Source organism: uncultured Dokdonia sp. (assembly GCF_937910895.1).
GTDB lineage: Bacteria > Bacteroidota > Bacteroidia > Flavobacteriales > Flavobacteriaceae > Dokdonia.
Genome location: NZ_CALEMI010000085.1, coordinates 1 through 24,061, shown reverse-complemented (window position 1 = coordinate 24,061; position 24,061 = coordinate 1). Strand labels below are relative to the sequence as shown.

At 32.4% G+C, this 24,061-nt stretch carries 17 protein-coding genes and 1 tRNA gene; 4 read left to right on the top strand and 14 right to left on the bottom strand.

What is annotated here, in order from left to right; genetic code table 11:
* Positions 1-41: 41 nt before the first annotated feature.
* Together ftsA and ftsZ are read left to right on the top strand one after the other, a co-directional pair.
* Positions 42-1,376, top strand: coding sequence for a cell division protein FtsA (ftsA, locus tag Q0505_RS10330; RefSeq protein WP_299212467.1), 1,335 nt, complete (start codon positions 42-44; stop codon positions 1,374-1,376).
* Positions 1,377-1,535: 159 nt separating this feature from the next.
* Positions 1,536-3,512 (top strand): cell division protein FtsZ, encoded by a 1,977-nt coding sequence (ftsZ, locus tag Q0505_RS10325; RefSeq protein ID WP_299212465.1) that lies wholly within the window; start codon positions 1,536-1,538, stop codon positions 3,510-3,512.
* Positions 3,513-3,597: 85 nt separating this feature from the next.
* On the opposite strand, the gene Q0505_RS10320 is transcribed toward ftsZ, so the two are convergent.
* The 6 genes from Q0505_RS10320 to Q0505_RS10295 form a co-directional block, all read right to left on the bottom strand.
* The gene (locus Q0505_RS10320) at positions 3,598-4,893 is read right to left on the bottom strand and encodes an HlyD family efflux transporter periplasmic adaptor subunit (RefSeq protein ID WP_299212463.1); all 1,296 of its coding nucleotides are present in this window, start codon (positions 4,891-4,893) and stop codon (positions 3,598-3,600) included.
* Positions 4,893-7,082: a peptidase domain-containing ABC transporter gene (locus tag Q0505_RS10315; RefSeq protein ID WP_299212461.1), complete on the bottom strand. Its 2,190-nt coding sequence runs from the start codon at positions 7,080-7,082 to the stop codon at positions 4,893-4,895. Before Q0505_RS10315 ends, Q0505_RS10320 begins: the two co-directional genes overlap by 1 nt.
* Positions 7,083-7,088: 6 nt before the next feature.
* Positions 7,089-8,201, bottom strand: coding sequence for a grasp-with-spasm system SPASM domain peptide maturase (gene gwsS / locus Q0505_RS10310; protein ID WP_299212459.1), 1,113 nt, complete (start codon positions 8,199-8,201; stop codon positions 7,089-7,091).
* Complete coding sequence (locus tag Q0505_RS10305) at positions 8,189-8,407, bottom strand: hypothetical protein (protein ID WP_299212457.1); 219 nt, start codon at positions 8,405-8,407, stop codon at positions 8,189-8,191. Before Q0505_RS10305 ends, gwsS begins: the two co-directional genes overlap by 13 nt.
* Before the next feature lie 2 nt (positions 8,408-8,409).
* Positions 8,410-9,363, bottom strand: coding sequence for a grasp-with-spasm system ATP-grasp peptide maturase (gwsG, locus tag Q0505_RS10300; RefSeq protein ID WP_299212455.1), 954 nt, complete (start codon positions 9,361-9,363; stop codon positions 8,410-8,412).
* A 69-nt stretch (positions 9,364-9,432) separates the two neighbouring features.
* Complete coding sequence (locus Q0505_RS10295) at positions 9,433-9,657, bottom strand: hypothetical protein (protein ID WP_299212453.1); 225 nt, start codon at positions 9,655-9,657, stop codon at positions 9,433-9,435.
* Between the two features lie 364 nt (positions 9,658-10,021).
* Between Q0505_RS10295 and Q0505_RS10290 the strand changes: the two genes are divergently transcribed.
* Together Q0505_RS10290 and Q0505_RS10285 are read left to right on the top strand one after the other, a co-directional pair.
* Entirely contained in the window at positions 10,022-10,471 is a 450-nt protein-coding gene (locus Q0505_RS10290; protein WP_299212451.1) for a GatB/YqeY domain-containing protein, read from the top strand.
* 39 nt (positions 10,472-10,510) lie between these two features.
* A tRNA-Arg gene (locus Q0505_RS10285) sits at positions 10,511-10,587 on the top strand.
* On the opposite strand, the gene Q0505_RS10280 is transcribed toward Q0505_RS10285, so the two are convergent.
* The 8 genes from Q0505_RS10280 to Q0505_RS10245 all read right to left on the bottom strand — a co-directional run bounded on the left by Q0505_RS10280 (position 10,538) and on the right by Q0505_RS10245 (position 23,723).
* Positions 10,538-12,130 carry a recombinase family protein gene (locus Q0505_RS10280; protein WP_299212521.1) on the bottom strand — a complete coding sequence of 531 codons (1,593 nt, stop codon included), beginning with the start codon at positions 12,128-12,130 and terminating at the stop codon, positions 10,538-10,540. The genes Q0505_RS10285 and Q0505_RS10280 overlap by 50 nt on opposite strands.
* Before the next feature lie 2 nt (positions 12,131-12,132).
* On the bottom strand, positions 12,133-12,291 hold the full coding sequence (locus Q0505_RS10275) for a hypothetical protein (RefSeq protein WP_299212449.1): 159 nt from the start codon (positions 12,289-12,291) through the stop codon (positions 12,133-12,135).
* A 90-nt stretch (positions 12,292-12,381) separates the two neighbouring features.
* Positions 12,382-12,927: a hypothetical protein gene (locus tag Q0505_RS10270; RefSeq protein WP_299212447.1), complete on the bottom strand. Its 546-nt coding sequence runs from the start codon at positions 12,925-12,927 to the stop codon at positions 12,382-12,384.
* 65 nt (positions 12,928-12,992) lie between these two features.
* Complete coding sequence (locus Q0505_RS10265; RefSeq protein WP_299212445.1) at positions 12,993-13,466, bottom strand: hypothetical protein; 474 nt, start codon at positions 13,464-13,466, stop codon at positions 12,993-12,995.
* Between the two features lie 1,255 nt (positions 13,467-14,721).
* Positions 14,722-15,111, bottom strand: a complete 390-nt coding sequence (locus tag Q0505_RS10260; RefSeq protein WP_299212443.1) for a hypothetical protein — start codon at positions 15,109-15,111, stop codon at positions 14,722-14,724.
* Between the two features lie 100 nt (positions 15,112-15,211).
* A complete protein-coding gene (locus Q0505_RS10255; RefSeq protein ID WP_299212441.1) occupies positions 15,212-15,646 on the bottom strand; it encodes a hypothetical protein in 435 nt (144 codons plus the stop codon).
* A gap of 3 nt (positions 15,647-15,649) precedes the next feature.
* On the bottom strand, positions 15,650-20,452 hold the full coding sequence (locus Q0505_RS10250; protein WP_299212438.1) for a DUF6443 domain-containing protein: 4,803 nt from the start codon (positions 20,450-20,452) through the stop codon (positions 15,650-15,652).
* A 19-nt stretch (positions 20,453-20,471) separates the two neighbouring features.
* The gene (locus tag Q0505_RS10245; RefSeq protein ID WP_299212436.1) at positions 20,472-23,723 is read right to left on the bottom strand and encodes a hypothetical protein; all 3,252 of its coding nucleotides are present in this window, start codon (positions 23,721-23,723) and stop codon (positions 20,472-20,474) included.
* Between the last annotated feature and the right edge of the window lie 338 nt (positions 23,724-24,061).

Sequence of the window (24,061 nt, the reverse complement as noted above, 5' to 3'; positions counted from 1 at the left end):
AGTATCCACTTAATATAGTGAGAACTCAAAACGATAATACTATGGAACAGCAAAATATCGCAGTAGGACTAGATATAGGTACAACTAAGATTGTAGCTATGATAGGTCGTTACAATGAATATAATAAAGTTGAGATTCTAGGGATTGGGAAGTCTAAAAGTCTAGGCGTACATCGCGGGGTTGTCAATAATATTACCCAAACGATTCAATCTGTACAACAAGCTGTTCAAGAAGCAGAGAATGTATCAGGGATCAAAATTAAAGATGTTGTTGTAGGGATTGCAGGACAACATATACGCAGTTTGCAACACAGTGATTACATCACACGATCCAATGCAGATGCTGTGATAGATAGCACAGATATAGATGCCTTGTGTAATCAAGTACATAAATTGGTAATGCTCCCAGGAGAGGAGATTATTCACGTCTTACCACAAGAATATAAAGTAGACGGGCAAAGTGAGATTAAAGAACCTATAGGGATGTATGGTGGACGAGTAGAAGCTAATTTTCACGTAGTTGTGGGGCAAGTGGCATCCATTAGAAATATAGGGCGTTGTGTAAAGAGTGCAGGATTAAATTTAGATAGAATCACACTAGAGCCATTGGCGTCTGCAGATGCGGTATTAAGTCAGGAAGAAAAAGAAGCTGGCGTAGCACTTATTGATATAGGAGGTGGTACCACAGACCTCGCCATTTTTAAAGATGGCATTATACGCCATACGGCTGTGATCCCTTTTGGAGGAAATGTGATTACAGAAGATATCAAAGAAGGATGCTCTATTATAGAAAAGCAAGCAGAGCTTTTGAAGATAAAGTTTGGATCTGCGTGGCCAGGAGAAAATAAAGACAATGAGATTGTTTCTATTCCAGGACTTAGAGGTCGTGATCCAAAAGAGATTACATTAAAAAACTTATCTAAAATCATACATGCAAGAGTTGTAGAAATTATTGAGCAAGTATATTTAGAGATAAAAAATTATGGTCACGAGGAGCAAAAGAAAAAACTGATTGCGGGTATTGTTTTGACAGGAGGAGGTTCTCAATTAAAACACCTCAAACAATTGGTAGAATATATTACAGGGATGGATACCCGTATAGGATATCCGAATGAACACCTTGCAGGCGATAGTGATTCTGAGACCACAAGTCCTATGTTTGCAACCGCTGTAGGACTGGTGATGAATAGTCTTGAGCAAGGATTATTTAACAGTGAAGAGAAAGAAGTACTAGAAAATATTCAGGAAGATGTAGGAATAGAGGATGGAGATGCTGCTCCTAGAGAGACAACAGTGAAGACTCCATCGGCGCCAAAGAAGAGCATTTTTGATCGTTGGGCAGAAAAATTTAAAGATTTTTTGGATAATGCAGAGTAGTTAGGAACTACAGAAGAATACAGGTTACGTAAAATAATTAAAGAAATATACGCTTTCGCGAAAGCGGACGCAGAAACAGAAGTTGATGCTAAGCAAGAGTCGAAGTACGAAAGCGGACACAGAAACAGAAAAGTAATAAAAGGGGCTAAAATCAAAAATATGAGTACGACAGAATTTGATGGAATTACATTTGATCTACCTAAAAACCAAAGTAACGTGATAAAAGTTATTGGTGTAGGTGGAGGAGGTAGTAATGCAATTAATCACATGTTCCAGCAAGGAATCAAAGGGGTGGATTTTGTGATTTGCAATACAGATGCACAGGCATTAGAAAACAGTACAGTACCTATTAAAATACAATTGGGAGTAGGGCTGACAGAAGGACTAGGCGCAGGAGCAAATCCTGAAGTGGGAGAACAAGCCGCCATTGAAAGTGCGCAAGATATCAAGGAAATGCTTGGCACCAATACCAAAATGATTTTTATCACTGCTGGTATGGGTGGTGGTACTGGTACAGGAGCTGCACCTGTGATTGCAAAAATGGCAAGAGAAATGGACGTCCTGGTCGTAGGGATTGTGACTATTCCTTTCCAATTTGAAGGTAAAATGCGTAATGAACAAGCACAACAAGGTGTAGATCGTTTGCGAGCTCAGGTAGATTCTCTGATTGTTATCAATAATAACAAGTTAAGAGAGGTGTATGGAAACCTCGGGTTTAAAGCAGGATTCAGTAAAGCCGATGAAGTACTTGCTACCGCTTCTCGTGGGATAGCCGAAGTAATTACACATCACTATACACAAAATATTGACCTTCGGGATGCAAAAACCGTATTAAGTAATAGTGGAACTGCCATCATGGGAAGTTCTACAGCAAGTGGTACAAACCGTGCCTTTGAAGCAATTACAAAAGCATTGGACTCTCCGTTATTGAATGATAATAAGATTAAGGGAGCTAAGAATGTATTACTTCTTATCGTATCTGGAGGTGATGAAATTACGATTGATGAGATAGGAGAAATTAATGATCATATCCAAGCAGAAGCTGGTAATAGTGCAAATATTATCATGGGTGTTGGTGAAGATGAGTCTCTTGGTGACGCGATTTCTGTGACTATTATTGCTACAGGATTTAATGTAGAGCAACAAGATGATATTGTTAATGTAGAGTCTAAAAAAATCATTCATACACTAGAAGAAGAGCAAAAAGCACAACAGGATTTAATGCCAAAAGCTATTATTAAGGAAGCACCTCCTGTTGTTGAAAAACCGGTAGTGCCAAAAAAGATAGTTCATACATTGGATTTGAATGATTTTGAAGAAAAACCTCCGATAGCGGTTAAGAAAGAAGCAGCAGATTTTAAAATAATTCCTACTACAGATCTTATCCGAGATATTGATGTGGTATATGAAGAAGTACTTGCGATTTCTGAAGATGATTTTGAAATTATAGATACCACCGTTCGCCAAGAGGAGGCGAAAATACAAGAAGTAGCTCCTGTTAAAGAAGAGGAAACGACAGGGATGTTGTCTTTTGATCTTCCAATGTATGAAGAAGAGGAAGAGAAAGTGCCGGTCAAAAAGGAAGAAGTCACAGAGGCTCCTGTTCTTTTTGAATTGAATGAAGAGCTTGCAGAAATAGAAGTTAAAGATCCGATAGAGATTATTCCAGTTACAGAACTTTCTACAGATGGAGAGAAGCGGTATAGTCTAGAAGACTATATGGAAGTAGAGGAATCTCTTTCATCGGCAAAAGCTTCAAATGACAGTGAGAACTTACAGGTAGAAGAAGAAACCATTGTTTTTGAGAAAAAAACGATAGCGCCAGAAGAGACAACATCTGAAGACATGAAGGAAGATGAAATAGATCCTATGAACAGCCCTATTTCAAAGCTTCTGGTAGATCGCGCAGCAGAGCGTAAACGCAAGATGAAGGAATTTAATTATAAGTTTCATCATAATCAATCGCGTATTGAAGAAATAGAGAAGCAACCCGCATATAAACGTATGGGGATTGATCTTGATGAAAAAACACCTGGAAAAGAAGGGAATTTATCTCGCACCACCTTATCTACAGATGATAATGAAGACATACAGTTACGTAGTAATAATTCTTTTCTACATGATAATGTAGATTAGAAAAAGAGCCAACTTAATCCTAAAAAACCTGAAAGTTATATCATAGCTGTCAGGTTTTTTTGGATTTGTATTGTTTGGAATGAAGTTACTGGCGTTTTGTTATTTCTTTGAAATTATAAAAGAAACGATCTAGTAGTTTCAGATCTTCTGTAATAATGCTCGCTTCTCCGGGCATTTCTTGAGTGAATGTGAGTTTTTTATTATACGAAGTCATTAAATCCTTATGAACGCTGGCGTCTATCAGGTAGTTTCCTTCTTCATTAGGGACTTGAGATATTTTAAGGACATTCCCTTGTAATACGCCATATTCAATATCTGGATAGTTAAATAGTTTAATATTTATTTTCTGACCTACTCTAATTTTACCTGCGTTTTGAGGTGGGGTGGTTAATTTTGCAATATATGGGATATCCTCTGTAGGAATGATGGTAAACACTAAATCATTTTGTGTGATGTTTTGATTTGCTTTCCAATATTTCATAAGCGTTACTTTCCCTACAATATCAGCAGTTAGTGCATATTGTAGTTCCCAAGAACGGATACTTTTTTGTAGATTATTATAGGCTTGAACTACGTTTTTATACATCAACATTTCTTCTTTTTCTCTATTTATTTTTGTGCCAATGGATGTCTTTCTGCCATTACTTATAGAGGCCCTTGTTTGAGAAATGGTGTTGGTAAATGTTTGCATTTCTCTTTCGACTCTGTAATACTCTAATTGATCATTATCATATTCCTGAGAAGAAATAACGCCTTTTTCATACAGCGTTTTTTTTCGCGAAAGCTCATTTCTTTTAAGAGTGAGTTCTAGTTGTTTTAGTTTTTGCTGTTCTTGCAAGTTGAGTAACTGAGCTCTTGATTCAGAAAGTGAAGTTTCATTCGCAATGACCTCGTACGAATAGGGATGTAATTTCTTATTTAAATGATATAGGATATACTGATTTTCAAAAGTTGTATAGGCATCTTCTACATCCCCTAAAAAGAAAATAGGGAGTTCGTTGATAGGGAATAGGACGTTGTTGTTCTCAAAAGTAATGGTGTCTAGTATGGTTTTGAGTGTGTAGATATCTTTGTAATCAGCCGTGTTTTCTATGATGCCTAAGAGCTGTCCTTCTAGCACAGTATCATTATCTTTTACTAGCAATGCTTCTAATTTGCCACTGTTTTGAGCATAGATTTTTTGAGGAGGGATTTCGGTAGTAAGTATGGCTTTGGCATTGACAATATCTGGATATGATATGAACCAGCTCAATATTAATAATAGGATGATAATACATAAGAAAGTACCGCTTCCCCAACGGATCATCCAATGAGGTACTTTGGTAAGAATTGCTTGAACGTCTTCACTTCTAAGTTTAATATTGTCTATAGGATTATTCATTACTTTCCAAGTTCTAGCTGGTTTTTTACGAGATGGTAATAGTCTCCCTTTTTTTCGATTAAGGAATCGTGATTTCCTACTTCTGTAATATGCCCTTTATCTAAGACAATGATTTGATCTGCTCTTTTTACGGTACTTAATCTATGTGCTACGATAAGTACGGTTCTGTCTTTAAAAAACTCTTCAAGATTTTTAATGATCACTCGTTCATTATTAGCGTCAAGGGCACTTGTGGCTTCATCAAAGAATATAAATTCAGGATTTTTATACACAGCTCTAGCAATGAGTAAACGTTGTTTCTGACCTGTGCTTATGCCTACGCCTTCATTCCCTATTTTAGTATTATATGATAGCGGAAGGGTTTCTATAAAGTCTTTTATATTTGCAATTTCAACTGCTTTAATGAGTTTCTCTTTATCTATAAAGTCTTCTCCAACGGCAATATTATTGGCAATAGTATCATTAAAAATATAGCCTTCTTGCATCACAACACCACAACGACTTCTCCAAGTACTAGGACTTATGTTTTTTAAATCAACATTTCCTGTTTTTATCGTTCCTTCTTGTTGCTCATAAAATTTAAGAAGTAATTTAATCAATGTTGTTTTTCCGCTACCACTAGTACCTACTATGGCTGTTACTTTATTTTCAGGGATATAGATGTTTAGATTCTCTAATACATTTTTTGAAGCTCCAACATATCTAAAAGAAACATTTTTGAGATCAAAGTTGGTAGGGTAGGTAGTTGTATTAATTTGCTCTTCTGTGCCTGTTTCTTCCTCATCTTTACCGTGAATTTCAGAGAGACGGTCTAAGGCAATTTTTGCATCTTGAATTTCTCTTACAAACGAAATAAGTTGACTAATAGGAGAGTTGAGTTGTCCTACGATGTATGAAATGGCAAGCATAACTCCAATGGTGATTTCGCCATCTATAACTAACGTCGCTGATAAGACGGTAATTAAAATATTTTTAAGTTCGTTGATGAAACCAGAACCCACATTTTGGTATTGCTCCAATACTAAACCTTCGATAGATAATTTGAACAGGCGTGCTTGCATAAATTCCCACCCCCAGCGTTTCTGCTTTTCTGCGTTATGTAATTTAATCTCTTGCATGCCATTAATAAGTTCTATGACCTTACTTTGTTCCTGGCTTACCTGCGAAAATTGTTTGTAATCCAGATCGGCGCGTCTTTTGAGGAATAATGTGATCCATAAAAAATATAATATACTTCCTAAGATAAAAACAGTAAAAATCTTTACGTTGTAGTAGGCAAGTACAATACTGAATACAAAAAGATTAAGTACAGAGAATAATACGTTTAGTGATGAGGTGGTCAGGATACGTTCTATACGACTATGATCTCCTATCCGTTGTAGGATATCTCCAGTCATTCTAACATCAAAAAAGGCAATAGGGAGCTTCATAAGCTTGATGAAGAAATCTGAAATCAAAGAAATATTTATTCGTGTACTCAGATGTAATAATATCCAACTTCGTACAATTTCAATAGCTGTTCTTCCTAAAAAAAGTGCTAGTTGAGCAAAGAGGATCAAATAGATAAAGTGAATATCTGAATTTTTAATTCCTATATCTACAATACTCTGCGTTAGAAATGGAAAAATAAATTGCAATATACTAGCGCCTACAAGTCCTAGGATAAGTTGCCAGAGAAAAGATTTGTAACGTGTTAGATACCTTAAAATAAAAGAGAGTCCTATTTTTTTTTCTTTGTCTTCATATTCATTTTCAAAAAGTCTAGGTGTAAGTTCTATAAGTAACGTAATTCCTTCTTCTGCATCTTCTGGGACATTAAGCCCTAGCCAAGACTTTAAAAAGTCCTTTTTGTTATACTTTAATAAGCCATGTGCGGGATCAGATATGTAAAACGTGTTCTTTTTGATTTTATATAATACAACATAGTGATTTTTATTCCAATGAAGAATACAAGGCAACGGCGCATCTCTTAAGTCTTCTAAGGTTATTTTTACACCAAGTGTTCTGAAACCTATTTTTTCTGCCGCTTCGCTTATACCTATCAAGTGACTTCCTGCTCGGGTAGTTTCGCTTAACGTTCTTAATTTTTGGATAGGAATAACCTTGTCATAATGCTTTGCTATGATTTTTAAACAGGTGGGACCGCAATCCTTAAAATCTGCTTGCTTATAAAAAGGAAATTGCTTCACACTATTTTATGCTTTTATGAGTTGGTGTAATTCATAGTGAATGATGGCGGTTTGTTTAAGCGGATTGTCACTCCATTCTTCCCATTCATTTGTTACAGGGCTGTACCCACATTTTAAAGGTTTTGAGTAGCTATCTGATGGGTCTTCTGTGTATGCTCTGCAATCTGTGCACACATGTCTAAATTCACAGGTTTTACAAACGCTTATTTGATCTTTTGTAATATTTCCAAGTACCTTAAACTTTTCATTATCAATCACTTCTTCCAATGTATGTTGAGAACAATGCCCGTAGTGGTTTCTCATAGAAGGACAATTCTTTATAAAACCGTCTTTATCTACAGAGATCTTACGATTCAAACACGTATTATGAAATTGAGATTCCATAAACATATCTTTATTTGGGTTAAAATATTTTTTAGAAACAACACCACAACATTGTTCACCCACAAGAACCTCTTCGGTAAAATGTATGGTAGATAATCCTTTAACAACTTCGATATCATTTGCATAAGGAGCACTATGGATAATAATTGTTGCAACTTTTGTGTATTCAAATAATAAGGTGTTGAGTACTTGTGGCGTTAGTAACTCAGAATAGGTAGTATATAATTCTACAGACTCTATACATGTATCTTTTGCAGATGCAATGAGATGTGTAATTTCATCTATCGTTAATACACTATAAGCTCTAATTTGTAATGCTTGACAACGCAGTGTATCCAGTTGTTGTACAATATCATTATAATATACAGCTGTAGTGTTATATGAAGAAATATCAATAATAGCATTTGCAATGATATGTGGTGATTTCCACTGTTTTTTTAAAGGAGAAAAATGATTTTTGGTTTCTTCATCGGTAAGAAAAACATATTCATCTTGTAATAGAAAATCTAAATAAGATTCAAGAATATCTTTATTATCATCACCATACATTGTAAAAATACTGTGAAGGCTAAGATGTTGTGCGTGTTCAAGAAAGGTAACCATATCATTAGGAATAAGCTCAAAGGTTCCTCTTTGTGTGTCAGAGAGTAATGCTCGGTTTTCTCCTTTGGTAATTAAACAAGAAGCAAAAAGGCATACATATTTTGATTGGTTATTTTTATTTATTTGAAACATCTTGAAATTGATTTTGAATATTTTGAGTCTACCGGAAAATTTTCTGTATCATATTTTTTTAATGGAATCATCTTTAGATGTCCCATGTCTTCTAAGAGCGCTTTTTTTACGCTAAATTCTGATAAGAAGAATATGGCTTCAAAGAGTTCTGGTTCTTCTTTCATTTTTGCTTTAAATGCGTCTATGATTTTATCTTCTTCTTCCATAGTTATAAGTGTTTTGCGATTTCAAGATCCAGATAATAATTACAAGGAACAGATACCATATCATATTGTCCTATCGGATTAATCTCTAGGAAAATGTAATCTCCTTCTTCCGAATAAATAAGATCTAATGATGCACTTTTTAAGGTGTATTCGGCAAGTAATTTTCTCAATTTACTCTCAATCTCCATAGGAAGATCGTAAGGAACTACGCGATTCGGTTTTTTAAAATTATAATTCCTAAAATCTACTTTTGTTTGATCGTCACTTTGAGAAAAAATAGCCATAGAGTAAAATCGATCAATTAAGAAAAAAGTACGTATTTCAAACTGCTTTTTTATAAGCTTCTGGAAAACACTGATGTGAAATTTTTCAGGCAATTCTTCAACATTCTCTAGTGTGATTCGTTTGGTGGTCACATCAACAAAGCATTCTCCTTTTATATTAGGGTCTATATTATTTACCGCTTTTGTGATCACATCTCCGTGCGCCTGTATAAATGTAGAAACACCTACTCTCGTATTTGTTAAAATGGTTTCAGGCACGTCAATATCTAATACTCTACAACTTTTAAGAACTTTTACTTTATTTATGTTTGAAGAATTTAAGAAGGTGTTTAAAGCATTTCCTTCTAACTGACTTTCTATAAGTTCTACAATATCTTTCTCTGCTTCTTTGGTAAAATATTTAAGATAGAGATACAACCATCGCTCTTTTATAGAACCTAAAACCCCTCGTTGTGTAGATGCCCATGCACCTCGTCTGTACCAATAGCGCTTAATATCTTTTGTATTAAAAGATACCGTTGGAGTAGTAATAGTGATATCATCCCCATCTGTAGTGATGTTATTTATAGGAGTTGTATCATTAATACGTAGGTAGGGTTTTTCTAAATACTGCAACCATTTTATAACTTGTGTTGTAGAGTAATCCTGTTCGTTTGATTTAATTAAAATCATTGTTTGATATTTTAAAAAAGGAAGGAGTAATGCATATTACTCCTTCCTGAAATGGATATTACATTTCTACTACATAGACACCTCTTCATAAGGTACCTGATCATAATCATACCTCTTATCCGTCCATGAATCGGTCATAGGTGGATGTGGAGGACAGTTAGTTTGAGCAGATCTGTAGGTAGTGTAGGCAGATGTAGATCCATCAGCTTCACTAGTCGCTCCTACAAAATGTCCAGGATTCTTAAGCTCCTTAGACTTGAATTTGCTGTTTTCTAAACTTTCAAGTTTTTTCATAATTCTTGATTTTTAAAGTGATTGCGTACTCTCTTAAAGGCTTTTCTGCAAACGCCTGTCTGCGTATTTATATGTTGATATGACGTCTTGTACCAACACATCGGTTTAATGCATCTAACCAACTTATAGTATCTGTTTTAAATTTTCATTACCCACATTAATTAGGTGTAACCTAGGTCCGCTTTCGCGAAAGCGTACGATGAATCATTCTATAAAGAAGACAATAGATAATTTTGTCACGGAAACCTGTCCTTTATATCATCGCTTTCAGGTTTCTTTTTTATCTTCGCAATCCTAATAAGAAGAATAAAAGATGAATATGCTTTCTTGCCAATTGGTAAGAAAGTGTGAAAGCAAAAACACCATGAGTTTACAAACTGCTATAATGAAAGCCCTTAAAGAAGCGATGAAGGCAAAAGATCAAAATGCGTTAACCTCTTTGCGTGCTGTAAAATCAGCTATATTACTAGCGCAAACAGAAAGTGGTGCTAAAGAAGAATTAACAGAAGCGCAGGAACTCAAATTATTACAGAAGCTTGTAAAACAGCGCAAAGACAGCGCAAAAATCTTCACAGAACAAAATCGTACAGATCTTGCAGAACCTGAATTAGCACAAGCAGCGGTAATTGCACAATTTCTTCCACAACAAATGGATGAAGATGCTATTGCAGCTATTGTTGATCAGGTCATTGCGGAAACGGGTGCTCAAGGGATGAAAGATATGGGGAAAGTGATGGGACAAGTAAATGCAAAAGTAGCTGGAAAAGCAGATGGGAGTACGGTTGCTAAGGTTGTAAAAGAAAAATTAAGTTAGATATTAGATGATAGATTCCTGCCTTCGCGGGGATGAAATGGCCTCGTGGCGCAACTGAATAGCGCATCAGATTTCGGCTCTGAGGGTTGGGGGTTCGAATCCCTTCGAGGTCACCACTGCGGACAATTGTTGATTAGATAACAATTGTCCGCTTTTTTTATGGGTACAATTGATTGATATCTTGTGAATTAATTCTAAAATAGCATTTGTTTGAAAAGTTTGAACTCTATCGTTTTGACGATGATACTCGATTCCGTTTGGGAACAGTAATTTCTGGAATTTTTGCTTTGCCGTGTAATCACTTAACTCCCATATTTTATGCAAGTTAGAGAGTAGTTTCAAAGCGCTTTCAATATATTTTTCAAGGTTTGAACTCCATGATCCACTTTTTTTGATTTCTGCTTCTATCTCCTCTTTTTCTTGGGAGAACTTGTCTTTGAATTTTTTATACAAATCAGCTTCTATTTCTCCTATCACATATCGTTCTTGTATTTTCTCTATCTTTTCAGACACTTCCTTTAATTTACCTTTTAAAAGTGGTACTTGCTCTTTGTTGCTCTTATTAGAATATTCCAAAGTGTATTTTAATTGTATTTTTAGAGGTTTTAAAAAACGCTTGTCAATTTGATATCTGGTAAGAAGTTCTTTGAAATAGGTGTGTAATACTTCTGCATTACGATTACAAGAGCATCCAATCGTTTTACATTTGTAGTAATAAATCCCTTTGGCTTTAACAATAAAGCCTGTTAACGGACTTTTACAAGAAGCGCACGTCATAAAGGTTTTTAAAGGAAGATTTTCATTCTTGACATTGTGAGCGCTCTTTTTTCTGTTAATACCATTTACTTTTAAGAAAAGTGCTTGTGATACAATAGGTTTATGATTTCCCTTGACCACTTTTCCTTCGATAAGACTATTCGTAATTAATCCACAATAAACAGGGTTTCTAAAAATATTAGATAAAAGTTGTTTGTAGACAGTCAATCCTGAAAGTTTTAACCTTTCTACAATTTCAACATTTGTGAGTCCTTCATTGGCTTTCCAATGAAAGGCTTTCTTAATAAATGGGGCTTTATCATCTTGTACGATAATAGGAATATTTTGATCGTTTCTACTGTTTTTAAAACCTATCGGTGCTGTTCCCATCCAATAACCTGTCATTATACGATGACGCATTCCCTTTTTGGTATTTTCGCTACGAATGTCATTATCGTAACGACTATAAAGCAAATGAAAGTTTTGCATGAATGTTCCTGTAGGAGTATCGCTATCTATATTTTGAGTTAAAGAAAGTACTCTGATCCCTTTCTTTTTTAACGCTTCTACTGTCGCGATAGCAAGACCTCCTGTTCTGGAATATCTATCTAAACTATACACGATGATATTGGTGATTTTCTTTTGCTTTACATAAGTAAGCATTTCTTTATAGGCTTTTCGCTCATCTGTTTTGGCACTTTCATGTGTACCTCCAAAGTACTTACAAACTTCATAGTTATTTTTTAAGGCAAATTCCTCACAAAGTAATTTTTGACTTTCAAGACTTGTATTGTCCTTTTGCTTAAAATCAGAAACACGAGTATAGATAACCGCCTTATTATTTCTAGCTATTTTCTTAGTGTTTCGTTTTGCAAAGGAAACAAAGTCTTGTAAGTCGTTCATGATCATTTTAATGTTTGATAGATAACTAAAGCTAATTGCTTTAATGTTTCTATAATTTCTAAGGCTTGTTCATCGGTTAGATGGTCAAGACCTTCGCATTGCTTTAATTCTTCAATACTGATGACTTTTAATATCTCAGTATTTGTATTTTCTGTAGACATTGAATAAGAGAGTAAGTTGAAGAAACATGAATGTAATCTTGTTCTTCTGTCCATACTTGCAGTGAAAGTTTTTCCTTTCCTGCATTACTTCTATTCCTTATCTAAATAATAGTTTGTGATTCTTTGAATATGAATGTCAAAATCCAATAACAAAAGTATTTCTTTGATTAATGGCGCTATGTCTAAACTCAAATGATGTCTTATCAAAGAATCCTTAATAGCTTTTGAATACATTTCTTTAGAAAGAAGCCTTCCATCCCCTTGTTCTGAAACAAGTAGAAAGCTACCTTGCTTCCTAAATAATGCTTCGGCTATCTTGTTTTGAAATATGGATAATAATGTGTCTTTACTATCTTGATCCTTGCCAGTAATATCCTTATTCACTTTCGCGATAAGCAAATTATCAATACCAAAAGATCGCATTAAGACAATACAGCGAATCCATACGACTTCAAAAAAATCAAACTCATTCTTTTTTCCACTAGAAGCCAATTCACGATGTTCATTTAAAAGTCCTGTCGCTTTCCAATGATGTAATTGTCTATTGGTCACAAAAGGCAAATGAAGCGTTTTAAAGCGTTTTTCTACGCAAGCCTGTATGATTTGCTCTTTGGATAAAGATGTGTCCTCTTTCATTCTTTAAAGAATCCTATTAATTATTCAAATACGAATATAATTAAAGTAAATTACATTTAAGTAATTTACTGATAGTTTCGTTGGAATGATCCGTTACTTTTAAATTTTAAAACTTTGATGAAATAGTGATATGGAATTTTTACTCCGAAGCTAGAACCTGAATGAACATCAACAATGGTGATTAATTCATTTGATTTATGTCTGAGCTGACGAATATGATTTTTAATAGTTTTTATATCATGTCCAGTCTCCCAAGCTATTTTGCGAGCATGAATAAAAAGCATTGGCATAGTATCTGAACCAATGTCGACTTTGGAAATGTCATTACGAACATTAGGGTACTCATACCTATACTCAGTAGTTTTTTCATTTAATAAATTTTGATAGTTTTCAAAGAGACTATAGAGCGTTAAAAGTTTCCCTTTTTTTATCTCACGCTTATATTCGGTCTGTTCTCTGTTTTTTTGTTTTATAGCTAGTTTTAATTTTTGCCGATCAAAAATGTAAAGTGTTTGTTTTTTCTTTCTCTTTTTCTTCATTTTTCTTTTTTAAACAGTTTATGATTAGCACATTTTTTTAGGTTTTTTTAAAAAGAAGGATGCACTCTCTAACCTTCTTTGTTCATACTGATGGCAAAGTTTGATTAAAAGGTTGAAAAATCATTGGCGCGACTTTGGTAAAGTGACAAAACAGTTGTTTTTTGAATGTTTAAATCATTGATTATTAATAAATTGTAATATTTAAGAAGTACCAAACTCTAATAAAGTGTTATCGTTACACCCTATTTTTAAGGAGTAAATTGTTTTTTTTCTGAATAAAAAAGTTTTGCAAAATGTTCTATTTATATCAACGGAGCTCTTTTTCTGAACAAAATGGGTTTTACTTTTTTTCTGAACAACAGCGTTTTTTTTCTGAATAAAAAAGTTTTGCAAAATGATCTATTGATATCAACGGAGCTCTTTTTCTGAACAAAGTGGGTTTTGCTTTTTTTCTAAACAGCAGCGTTTTTTTCTGAATGAAAAAGTTTTGCAAAATGTTCTATTTATATCAACGGAGCTCTTTTTCTGAACAAAGTGGGTTTTGCTTTTTTTCTGAACAACAGCGTTTTTTTTCTGAATAAAAAAGTTTTGCAAAATGCTCCATTGATATCAACGGAGCTCTTTTGCTGAACAAAATGGGTTTTATGGAAGTTTTTGCTACTCTTATAAGAAATTCCAGAAGAGGAGCTAATTTTCATTAAAATACTACCTTAATTAAAATGTTCTCTCGTTTAAGATGATTGCTCTTTAATGAACACCTTAATTTTCTATAGAAATAGACATTTGGAAGTTTTTTCCACTTTTATAAGGAAATGCAGAAGCAAGCTTGATTTTCATCAAAAAACCGATCTATTATGATATTCTCCTCATTTAAGAGGATTTTTCTTTAATGAACATCCTCGTTTTCTAGAGAAATAGGCATTTGGAAGTTTTTGCCACTTTTATGTATACCATATCAAGCTTACTTATTTGACTCAATATATTAATGGTGATACTAGAGATAATTAAGCTTAAAAAAGCTTAGATGAAACAACATAATAAGATAGTTTTTACCATATTTAAATCGCCTACTATTTTAGAAATACTTTTCTTAGGTTTCTAGCGGTTAGTGTTATAAACAATTCTAAATGATATTTTTTATTGGTAAGTTATATTTAAAAATAAAAAGGGTGGAGATAATTCCACCCTTCTAATAACCAAATGGTAAAATTTAGACTTCAAGCACCATCTGTAACCATTCGGAATTATTCTATATCTAACTCAATAATGATATTATTAGTTTTATTGATATAAATTGCGAGAAACTACACAATGCTAAAAACAAAATCGTTAAAATAAAATTTGTAATTGTTTTTAATCTTGAATATTTGTCTGTTTCTCTTTTTATTAGATCAAAATCAATCATTTGAGATAATTTTCTTTTTAAATATTTCCATATTAAAAAGATGTAGACGAACATTATACCGATAATAATAAATGCTTCGTTCATCCCAATTCCAAACAAAAGACCCATTAAAAATCCTCCAGTTACGAGGGAAACTTCAAAAGTAATGATATTAAGAGTTCCTACTTCCGCAGAATAAGGGTTTCCTATAGTTTGTCCTGAAAAATTAATTTTTACGTATTCCTTAAAAAGTTTATTCATTTTTAAATTATAACTTTTATAAGCAATAATCTGAGCTTAGCTATAAAAGAAGCTATCTGTTTTATTTAGATAGCTTCTTTATTAAAAATTTAGTCATTTATCAAACTGAATCAAAAGCCTTTTCAAAATTCTTAATGAATTTGTGATAATCATTATCTCCTTTATTCTTGCAATTGAATTTAAATTTATTATTACTGTGAGTAATTATTTTAAATGAAGGAAAATTATTATTAATATATTTTATTTTAAAACTCTTGATTTCATCTAATTTACACTCAAAGAGCATCTCTTCATTTTTATCTTTACGAAAGCTTATAGAATCTTTAGAAAGAATAATATTTAAAAGGTATGAGGATTTTTTTTCTAATAAATTAAATAGAAAAAAAGCAATTAATATGGCACTTACTATATAAATAATCCAATTTACCTTCAAAAACAATAGGAATGAGGGAATTAAAAGCGATATAGGAAGTATTAGAATCAAACCTATATTTACATTTAATTTATTAACTACTTTGATTTTATAACGAGCCATAATTTAATTACCATTTAATATAACACCATTAGCTCCAACTGCATCTAATCCGTGTTCAACTATTGATTTTCCAGTACTATATGAAACAACCAAATCAGCTAAAGAATAGACTGCTAAAATACCTAAAGTAACTGGATTAGATACTGCGACTACTGCAAGAACAACATTTATTGTTGTGTCTACTGCTCGAGCAGTGGTGATTTCTTTACCAGAAATAGCATCAACAACTAACGTCCCTCCATTGTAAACTGCTCCAGCCACTCCAAGCTTTTTAGTAACTTTTCCTAGTTTATCAATATCCTTATTAAGTTTTAGAAGTTTTCTCTTGGCTGTTTTTGTGTTTTTCCCTTCTAAAAGAACTCTTTCCTTATGGAGAGCATGCTCAAAAGGAGATAATGAAGATGCTGTTGCTCCAATACCAATATTTACAAATTTATCAGTATACTCATGTCTATCAGCAAAAGGATCTAAGAATACATCAAAACCTAAAAGACCAGCTTCATAAACATCATAATCTTCTTCATCACTATCGTTTACTTCATAAGGTGCCGTAACTACTACTTCATCAAGTGAAGGAACTAATTCCCATTCTCTTTCTCCCTGAGCATTTTCTCTCGAAACATAAAATCCATTGTCTTGTTCATTAAAGTATTGATCATCATCACCATAATCCTCAGGATCAGGGCATCCATCAGGACATAGACCACTAGGGTCGGCAAACATTAGAGGGTTATTCCAAGCAAATGCATAAGGTGATTTATCAACTTGAATTGGCGAATTAGCCAAAGGATCAAAATTCATAAACCTTCCTATCGAAGGATTATAATTTCTATAAGACATCTCATATAAATCTGTATTGAATACTTGAGAATGTTCAACACCATTAAATTTATATAAATTTTCTAGTGTAATATTATTATTGTAACCTTTATGTTGTAGTCCAAATGGGTAATAATTATTCTCCTGAAGTATTTCAGTTTGATCAATAGAACCATCACCATTAACATCAGAATACGACATACGAACATTTCCAAGATGATCTTTATAGGTATATATATATTTGAATGAATTATTTTCATCAGCTACCACATATCCTTCTTGATGTGTTATTTGCTTAATACTTTCAGTACCAGAAGGTGTTTTTTCATATATAAGACCATTGATATATGACAAAGTACTATAATTTTGATCTCCAGAAGCTCTCCAACGTTTTTCAATTTTCTCACCAGTGGCAGTATATGTATATAATATTTCACCTCCATTGGCTCCATCTACATTTACTCTTGTTGGGAGATTGAGATAGTTATACTCTATATTACTAGTGATTCCTTTATTCTTATCTACAAGCATATTCCCATTAGCATCATAAGAATAATCATCTCCAACTGTATTCCCATCTATAAATCCTTCATTAGGTACAGGAACATAATCACGAGTTTCTTGTAATTGAGATTCAGTCACTGATTTTAATTGATTTCCTTCATATGTATATGTTAAGAAATCCCAATACTCAGTTTTTCCTTCTCCTTGTATTGATGGTCCTGTTCTATTTAAAGAAAGAATGTTTCCGTTTTTGTCATAAGCATTTACGCTTTCCTCAAGTTGTCTTTCAAAAAGCCAAGAGTTACTTATATCATCTTTTGTAGAGAATAAAGCTCGGGTCATACGATTTAGATCATCGTAATCAAAACTATAAGATTTAGTGTTTCTATCTTCATTTACTGTCCTCCAAGTTATTTGCGCTACATTACCATTATATTGTTTTGGTAATAACCTATCATAATCTAATTCATTATAGTTTATCTTTAAATTAAATAAATCAAATGAGCCAGCTTCCGGATCATAGACATCATTTATATCTGTGAGCCAGCCTCTAATATTATATTTAAAATCTACTTGTTGCAATGAACTGGAATTAGAAGTTCCCCCTATATCTTTTCTGGTTAAAACCCCTAACTCATCATAATTATTTTTAGTAATTACCTGTTCTTCTTGATTATCAATTTGGTGAGTAATTTCAATTAATCTATTAGTTTTATCGTAACTAAAATTATTTTTTACTTCAACTATATTAAACCCAACTTTGTAATGGACTTTCTTTGTATTCAATATTAAACCCTGAAAATCTCTGTTTAAAAAGACCTCTTCTTTTACACCTTCACGATAACTTGTAGCATATATTGGTCTTCTGAATTTATCATAGCTTATAAATTCATGAATCCATTGGTCTGAATCAAGAATCCTTATTTTTGAACCTGTAATAAGGTTACTTGTATTTGTAGTAAGCGTTTGATCAAAAGAAATAATTTCAGAAGGATGAGTATTAAACTCGTTATTTGGGTTCCAATTAAAATTATAATCGTCATAATAGTTAATAACATGCATTTCTGTAATCTCACTACTAGGAAATATGGTGTTTGAGTAATATACCTCAGTATTGTCAATGAATATTGGATTAGAAATTCTTGACTCAAAATTTTGACTATTTGAATCAACTTGTTCCTGACACCATAATCTTGATTGATTAATAGAAGCAATCCCTTTATATGCCATTTTCCCAAAAGCATCATATTTTATGAATACCCACTTATTTAAATTTCGTAAATTTTGATCTTGGATCAGTACAGGTAAATTTAATTTGTTATAAACAATATATTCCCAGCCAACTCCAGGCATTTTTCTCTCTATTAATCTAGCTTTTCTATCATAAATGTATTGATAAGTATAATTATTTAAAGTACTAGAAGGATTACTATTAAATACATCTACTCCTTCAGGAGTAACTATGTAAGAAACATTACCAAAATCATTATAAATGTAATATGTGTCGTGAGGAACATCATCATTAAAAGTACGCCTTAGTATTAAATGATTTTTTTCATCTCTATATTGTTCAATCGTATGATTCTTTCCTGAAGATGGTTGCCAATTTTCATCTTTGATTACGATTTTTGTTAAATCATTGGCTAAATAAAAACCATCTTGAACTAAATCGGGAGAGTTTATGTTGTCGCCTACATAATGTACCCTAAATTTTCTAATATTATCAGAAGCCTTATTGTTTGTGTAACTCCTTTTGGTTGTATGATCAAGATCGCTATTTGCATCTAAAATCCAATCATTACCTGATCCTGCAACTTCTAATACTCTGCTCAAAGGAGAATTTTCAAAATGAGTTTCTCTATATGGATTTAGTGTGTTTTCATATTTATCTGTACTATAAAATTCTAATTGTTCTTCTTTGGCATTAAGATATATTTCACCTCCACTAGATATTTGTGTTGAGTAAGGAAGGTATGATTTCGATTGTCTTCCAAATTCATCATATTCAAAGTGTGAGATAATATCCCCTCCCGCTTCAAGCATCGCTCTTATCTGAAGGGCTAAATCTTCATTTTCTGCACTCAACAATTCAAATTGAGGGTTCCAGAAGTATTGCTTTGTATTTACATCTGTTGCATAATAAAGATAATTTCTTAACTGTGTTTTAGAAGATTCTTTTCTCCAAATAAATTCTTGTCCATCTGCTACTTTATTTCCATTAATATCATAAACTCCACTTTGTCCAGTATCTCCACCATTATAATCATAAGGATGTACAACTCCTACTAACAAATACCAATCATCAGTAGTTGGTAATGTCCCTTGCCAGAAATAAGGGTTGTTTACTTCTTTGCCATTTAAATCATTTACAAGCTGTATTCCGTGGTATGTAAGTCCGTCTGATACGTTTCCTGTTTTTTTTACCCAAGTTGTATAACGATAAGAACGCTCTTTGTAAACAGGAATATAATCAGTATTCCATCCTCCATCTGCATCATTTGTACTATCATTAACACATTTCCATAAAAGTTCATCTTCTCCATTTGGAGCTTCTCCATAAGTTCTGAAATTTTCACTTTCTGAACCATTTTTATTAAAAAAAGCAGTTCCACCTACACCAGCAAACCAATCACTTTCCCATGAAGTAGGTTTATTTTTAATTTTCTGTATTTCGGGACTCCAGAAAAAAGCACGAGAATTTGAATTAACTGTAGGTTGATAAAAATTACGCATACGCGTGGTAGTTTGATCCGCTTTCCATTTTAATTCGTTTCCATTCACTACTTTATTACCTTCTATATCATATACTCCTGCTAAACCTGTATTAACTCCTTTATAGTTGTAAGGATGTATTACTCCTACCAACAAATACCAGGTGTCTGATTCAGGAAGATATCCATCGAAAAAATATGCTTTATCATTTGTACTTCCATCTAAGTTATTTACTTGCCAAGCTGTATGATAGATTTTTCCGTCATTTATATTACCACTATTTTTTACCCAAGTAGTATAGATATATTTAGAGGTTTTATCCACTGTGAAATCATTTGTTGCCCATCCTATTTCATGATCAGCAGAACTATCATTTCCAGCTCTCCAAAGTAATTCACTTTTTCCATTAGGAGCAGTTCCAAAGAGTCGTAAGTTTTCATTGGCATTACTAATGTTGTTAAAAAATTGTGTACCTCCTTCTCCTTCTGTCCAATCCATTTGCCAGCCTTCTACAATCGAGGATCTTGTATTGGAATTAGAAGAATTATTAAAATCATTTTCATAATTTCCTGTTATTCCAATTTGAATTTGTTGTTTGGGTCTGCCTAAAACATCATGGTAAGTTATAATTTCTAATTTTTTATCAGAAGATACATCTCCTGTTGTGGTTTCTACTTGGTATCGAGTAGTTTTTACATAATTCTCTGATTCTGTCTGACCAATAGCTAGTACTGGAAATAATAAGACTATAAATAATAGTAAGTTTTTCATTTTTAGTAAAAGTTATTGATTAGTTATTATCCCCAATTGAATTGTAATTATATTCTTCTATAATATTGCCAAACTGATCTCGTAAACGAATTAATCTATTGAAAGAATCATATTCTTGTTTAGTAGCTTCGGAATTTTCATCTACAATAGTTTCAGCTCCTATAAGAGGCTTGAAAGTGAATGAACGCATTTGAGAATTAGGAGGGAGTACCCTAATCTCATCAATATATTGAGCTCCAGGTGTTTTATTTATTACAATATTTCCTCCAGAATGAATAGACCTTTTATAATTCCAATTACCACCTTGATATTCCCAATATGATATCACTGTTCCTTGATCAAATGTTCCTAAACTAATCGTTGTTCCACTAAAAACATAATCACCTGAAAAAGCATTGTTAAAACTTACAGTATTAACTTCATTTCCACTTTCAAAACTTATATGTTTGAAGTGGCTAATTGTGTTAGACTCAGAAGAAGAATTTTCGTATAAAATTGCATTTATATAATTTCCTAAATAATCATTACTTCGCTGATAAGATTCTTTTATACCTGTGAGGTAATCTATTTTTGATTCAACTTTATCATCTTGATTATAAATATACTTTTCTTGTTGTTCTGCTATTGTGCTAAACTCAGAGTTTGAGTCATATGAAGGTAATACATAAGTGTTTGAAGTATACTTTGTTCCATTATTATTAACAGATAAGAAATACCTGTTTTTTAATTTACCATCTGGAAGATATTCATAAACTTGAGAATTATTTAAATACTCTTCATTATTTTCAGTTTTCCAGTTCGTAATATCAATAATTGGATTTGAATATTCTAACAATTGATTATATATCACTGGAATATTATTAATTTCAGATAGATATAAATATTTTTCTCTTTGGAAAATCTCAGATTGATTATTCTTATATATTGCTTCTTTTAAATATAGATTACTACCCACATCATTTAAGTAAGTATATTCAATAGAATTAGATGTGAAACTATTATCAGTTAGGTCATACGTTCTATTTATTTCTTCTTGTAAACTATAATCAATATCATATATGAAATCTTCTTCTAAACTAAAGCTAGTTCCGACTAAACATATTGTTCCAATTACAGGATGTTCTACAATTCTAGGGTCATCCTCATTTGCATAACAATTTTCATTACTGTTAAAACTCCAACTATCTAGTTCAATTACGTTTATTTGATTTTGAGTAAAAGCTTGATAAATATATTCATTGCTTCTTAAGATATTATTTTGGTTGTCAAAATTCTCAACTTTAGTTAATATACTTGTTCTGTTTTCTAGATTATAATTAGGTTGATAATATCTTACAGTTTTACCTAAAGTATTAGAGTTATTTGCATTGCTTAAAATTGTTTCTGTAACTTTTTCAAAAAAAGCACCTCTTGTCTGGTTATTTACTATTGGATCAATCGTTAAATCCGTATTGAAGAGATTATCATCAAAAATATTCCCGTAAACAACTAAGAAACCTGAATTTCCTAAAGGGTTATTATTAGAAAAAATTGATGAACCACTAGTAGGTGAATCTTGATTTTCACTAGGGTCATTTTCTACAAAATGACCTAAATATGGTTTATTTTCTTGATCAATATAAACTCCAAAACCATTTCCATTCTCATAGGCATATTCTTTGTTGGTTAGTAAAGCATTGTTTTGATCAAAAACTTTTACGCTTTTCACTAAAACACCACCAAAGTAAATAATGCCAGATCCCCCTAGAATATCTGCGTTAGTTTGGTTAGCTTGATAATCATAAACTGTTTTACCGCCAAATCGATTTGACATAGAATATAACATCCCATATTTTAGATATTCTTCACTTATTCCTCTATCTGCAGCCTCAACTGCAAAATCTTGTGAATACCTGTATCGTTTAACAGTGAAATTTCGTTCTCCATTAATATCATGTGTAGAATTAGCCCAAGCTCCATTGGAATACCCAAGTGCATCTTGCGCTAAATTTAAAGAACCTGCAACGTAATCAGGGTTGTAATATTCAAACTCTCTATATATTTCGGCTTCATTTGAAGGATTGATTTTATATATGGTTTCTAAAAAGGGCTTTCCATCTGGTCCTTGATATTGCTGGTATTCGAATCTATATCCTCCAATAAAGTTTTGATTGTGATCAAATATATATACACTCTCTAATAGATTAATATTTTGTTGGAAATATTCAGTATTGTTGGGGTCTTCACTTGATACAACACTATAAGTGGCTGGTGTGTAATTAAAAACAATACGCTCCTTTGTGCTTGAAATTTCAGAAACTTCTCTTCTGTGAACATTTGAAATTAAGATGTTTTCAGAGCTACCTGACGAATTTTCTGTGTTTGGATTTAAAAAACCTGCTTGAGAATATAAAGAGTATTCATTAAGATATGTACTAACACCATAACTTAAATTAATTGTTTCAGACGTGATCTCAGAACGAATCTCTTTTAAATTAAAATCATATAAACTAAAATAGTACTGTTCACTAGGTAATCCTCCTTGTAAGGAACCGTCAAAATAAGGTGATTCTTTTTCGATTCCTTTTCTAAAAGAATATGTTATACCTTCATTACTCTTAATAATAAAGTCTTCACAATCTGTACAACTTATATCTTCTAAAACATTGTAATTAGGTATTACTTGATATCTTTGATTTTCATCTAAAGAAATCGCTTCTAAATCAAATTCTGAAATAGGGCTATCAATGTCATCAAAATGTTTTTTAAAGGTAAATATTGAGTAATCTCCATTTGAATTATAAAAGTTATAAATATCAGGAGAATTATCATTGAAAATAGATAATGCATAACCTTGAACTACATTTGGAGTAGTTGCACCTGGACTCCAATTATCATTCATATATGTACCATCATGTCTTTCAATAACTCTTTTATCGTGAAACCAACCTGTAATAGTATCTACACCATGAATTTCTGATTCTCTTCCAGGACCTTTAAATTCATCAGGGATTCCTCTAACTTCACGTTCTATAATACCTCCTGCACTCAAATTCCAATTCATTCCTACAGAAGAAGGAGCGCTATTTACTCTAATACCTGTATTGTCATACTGTAAAAATATAGGTAGATTGATTCCTTCAAGTTCTATTTCATATAAAGGAATTCTTACTCCTGTATTATCAATAGCTCCAGTTTCATAAACTGTTTTGTCTAAAACTGGGCTGTTTTGCCCCAGAATACAAGATGAAATTAATAAGGCAACAAATAGTAAACCAAATGTTTTTTTCATAATTCAATAATTGATTAATTAATTTTTAAGAGTGTTAAAGTTTAAATTTTCAAATCCTTATGTTGTGTTGATTAACAAGTACATAAGTTGCTAAGAAGCTAACTTTGTTACAGTTTTTGTTTAAGAAAATTTTAACTAATGTAAAATCGACAAATTTAATTCTTACAAAGGTTGTTTTTTAACAAAATTAGATTCGCAGAAGAGGTAAAATTGACAGATAGAATTAATTGATTTTTAATCATAATGATTGTATTAGATAGTTAAACGTTTTCACTTTTAGACATACATATCTATATGCATATACCCAAAAAAAGGTATATAGCTTAATAGACATAGAA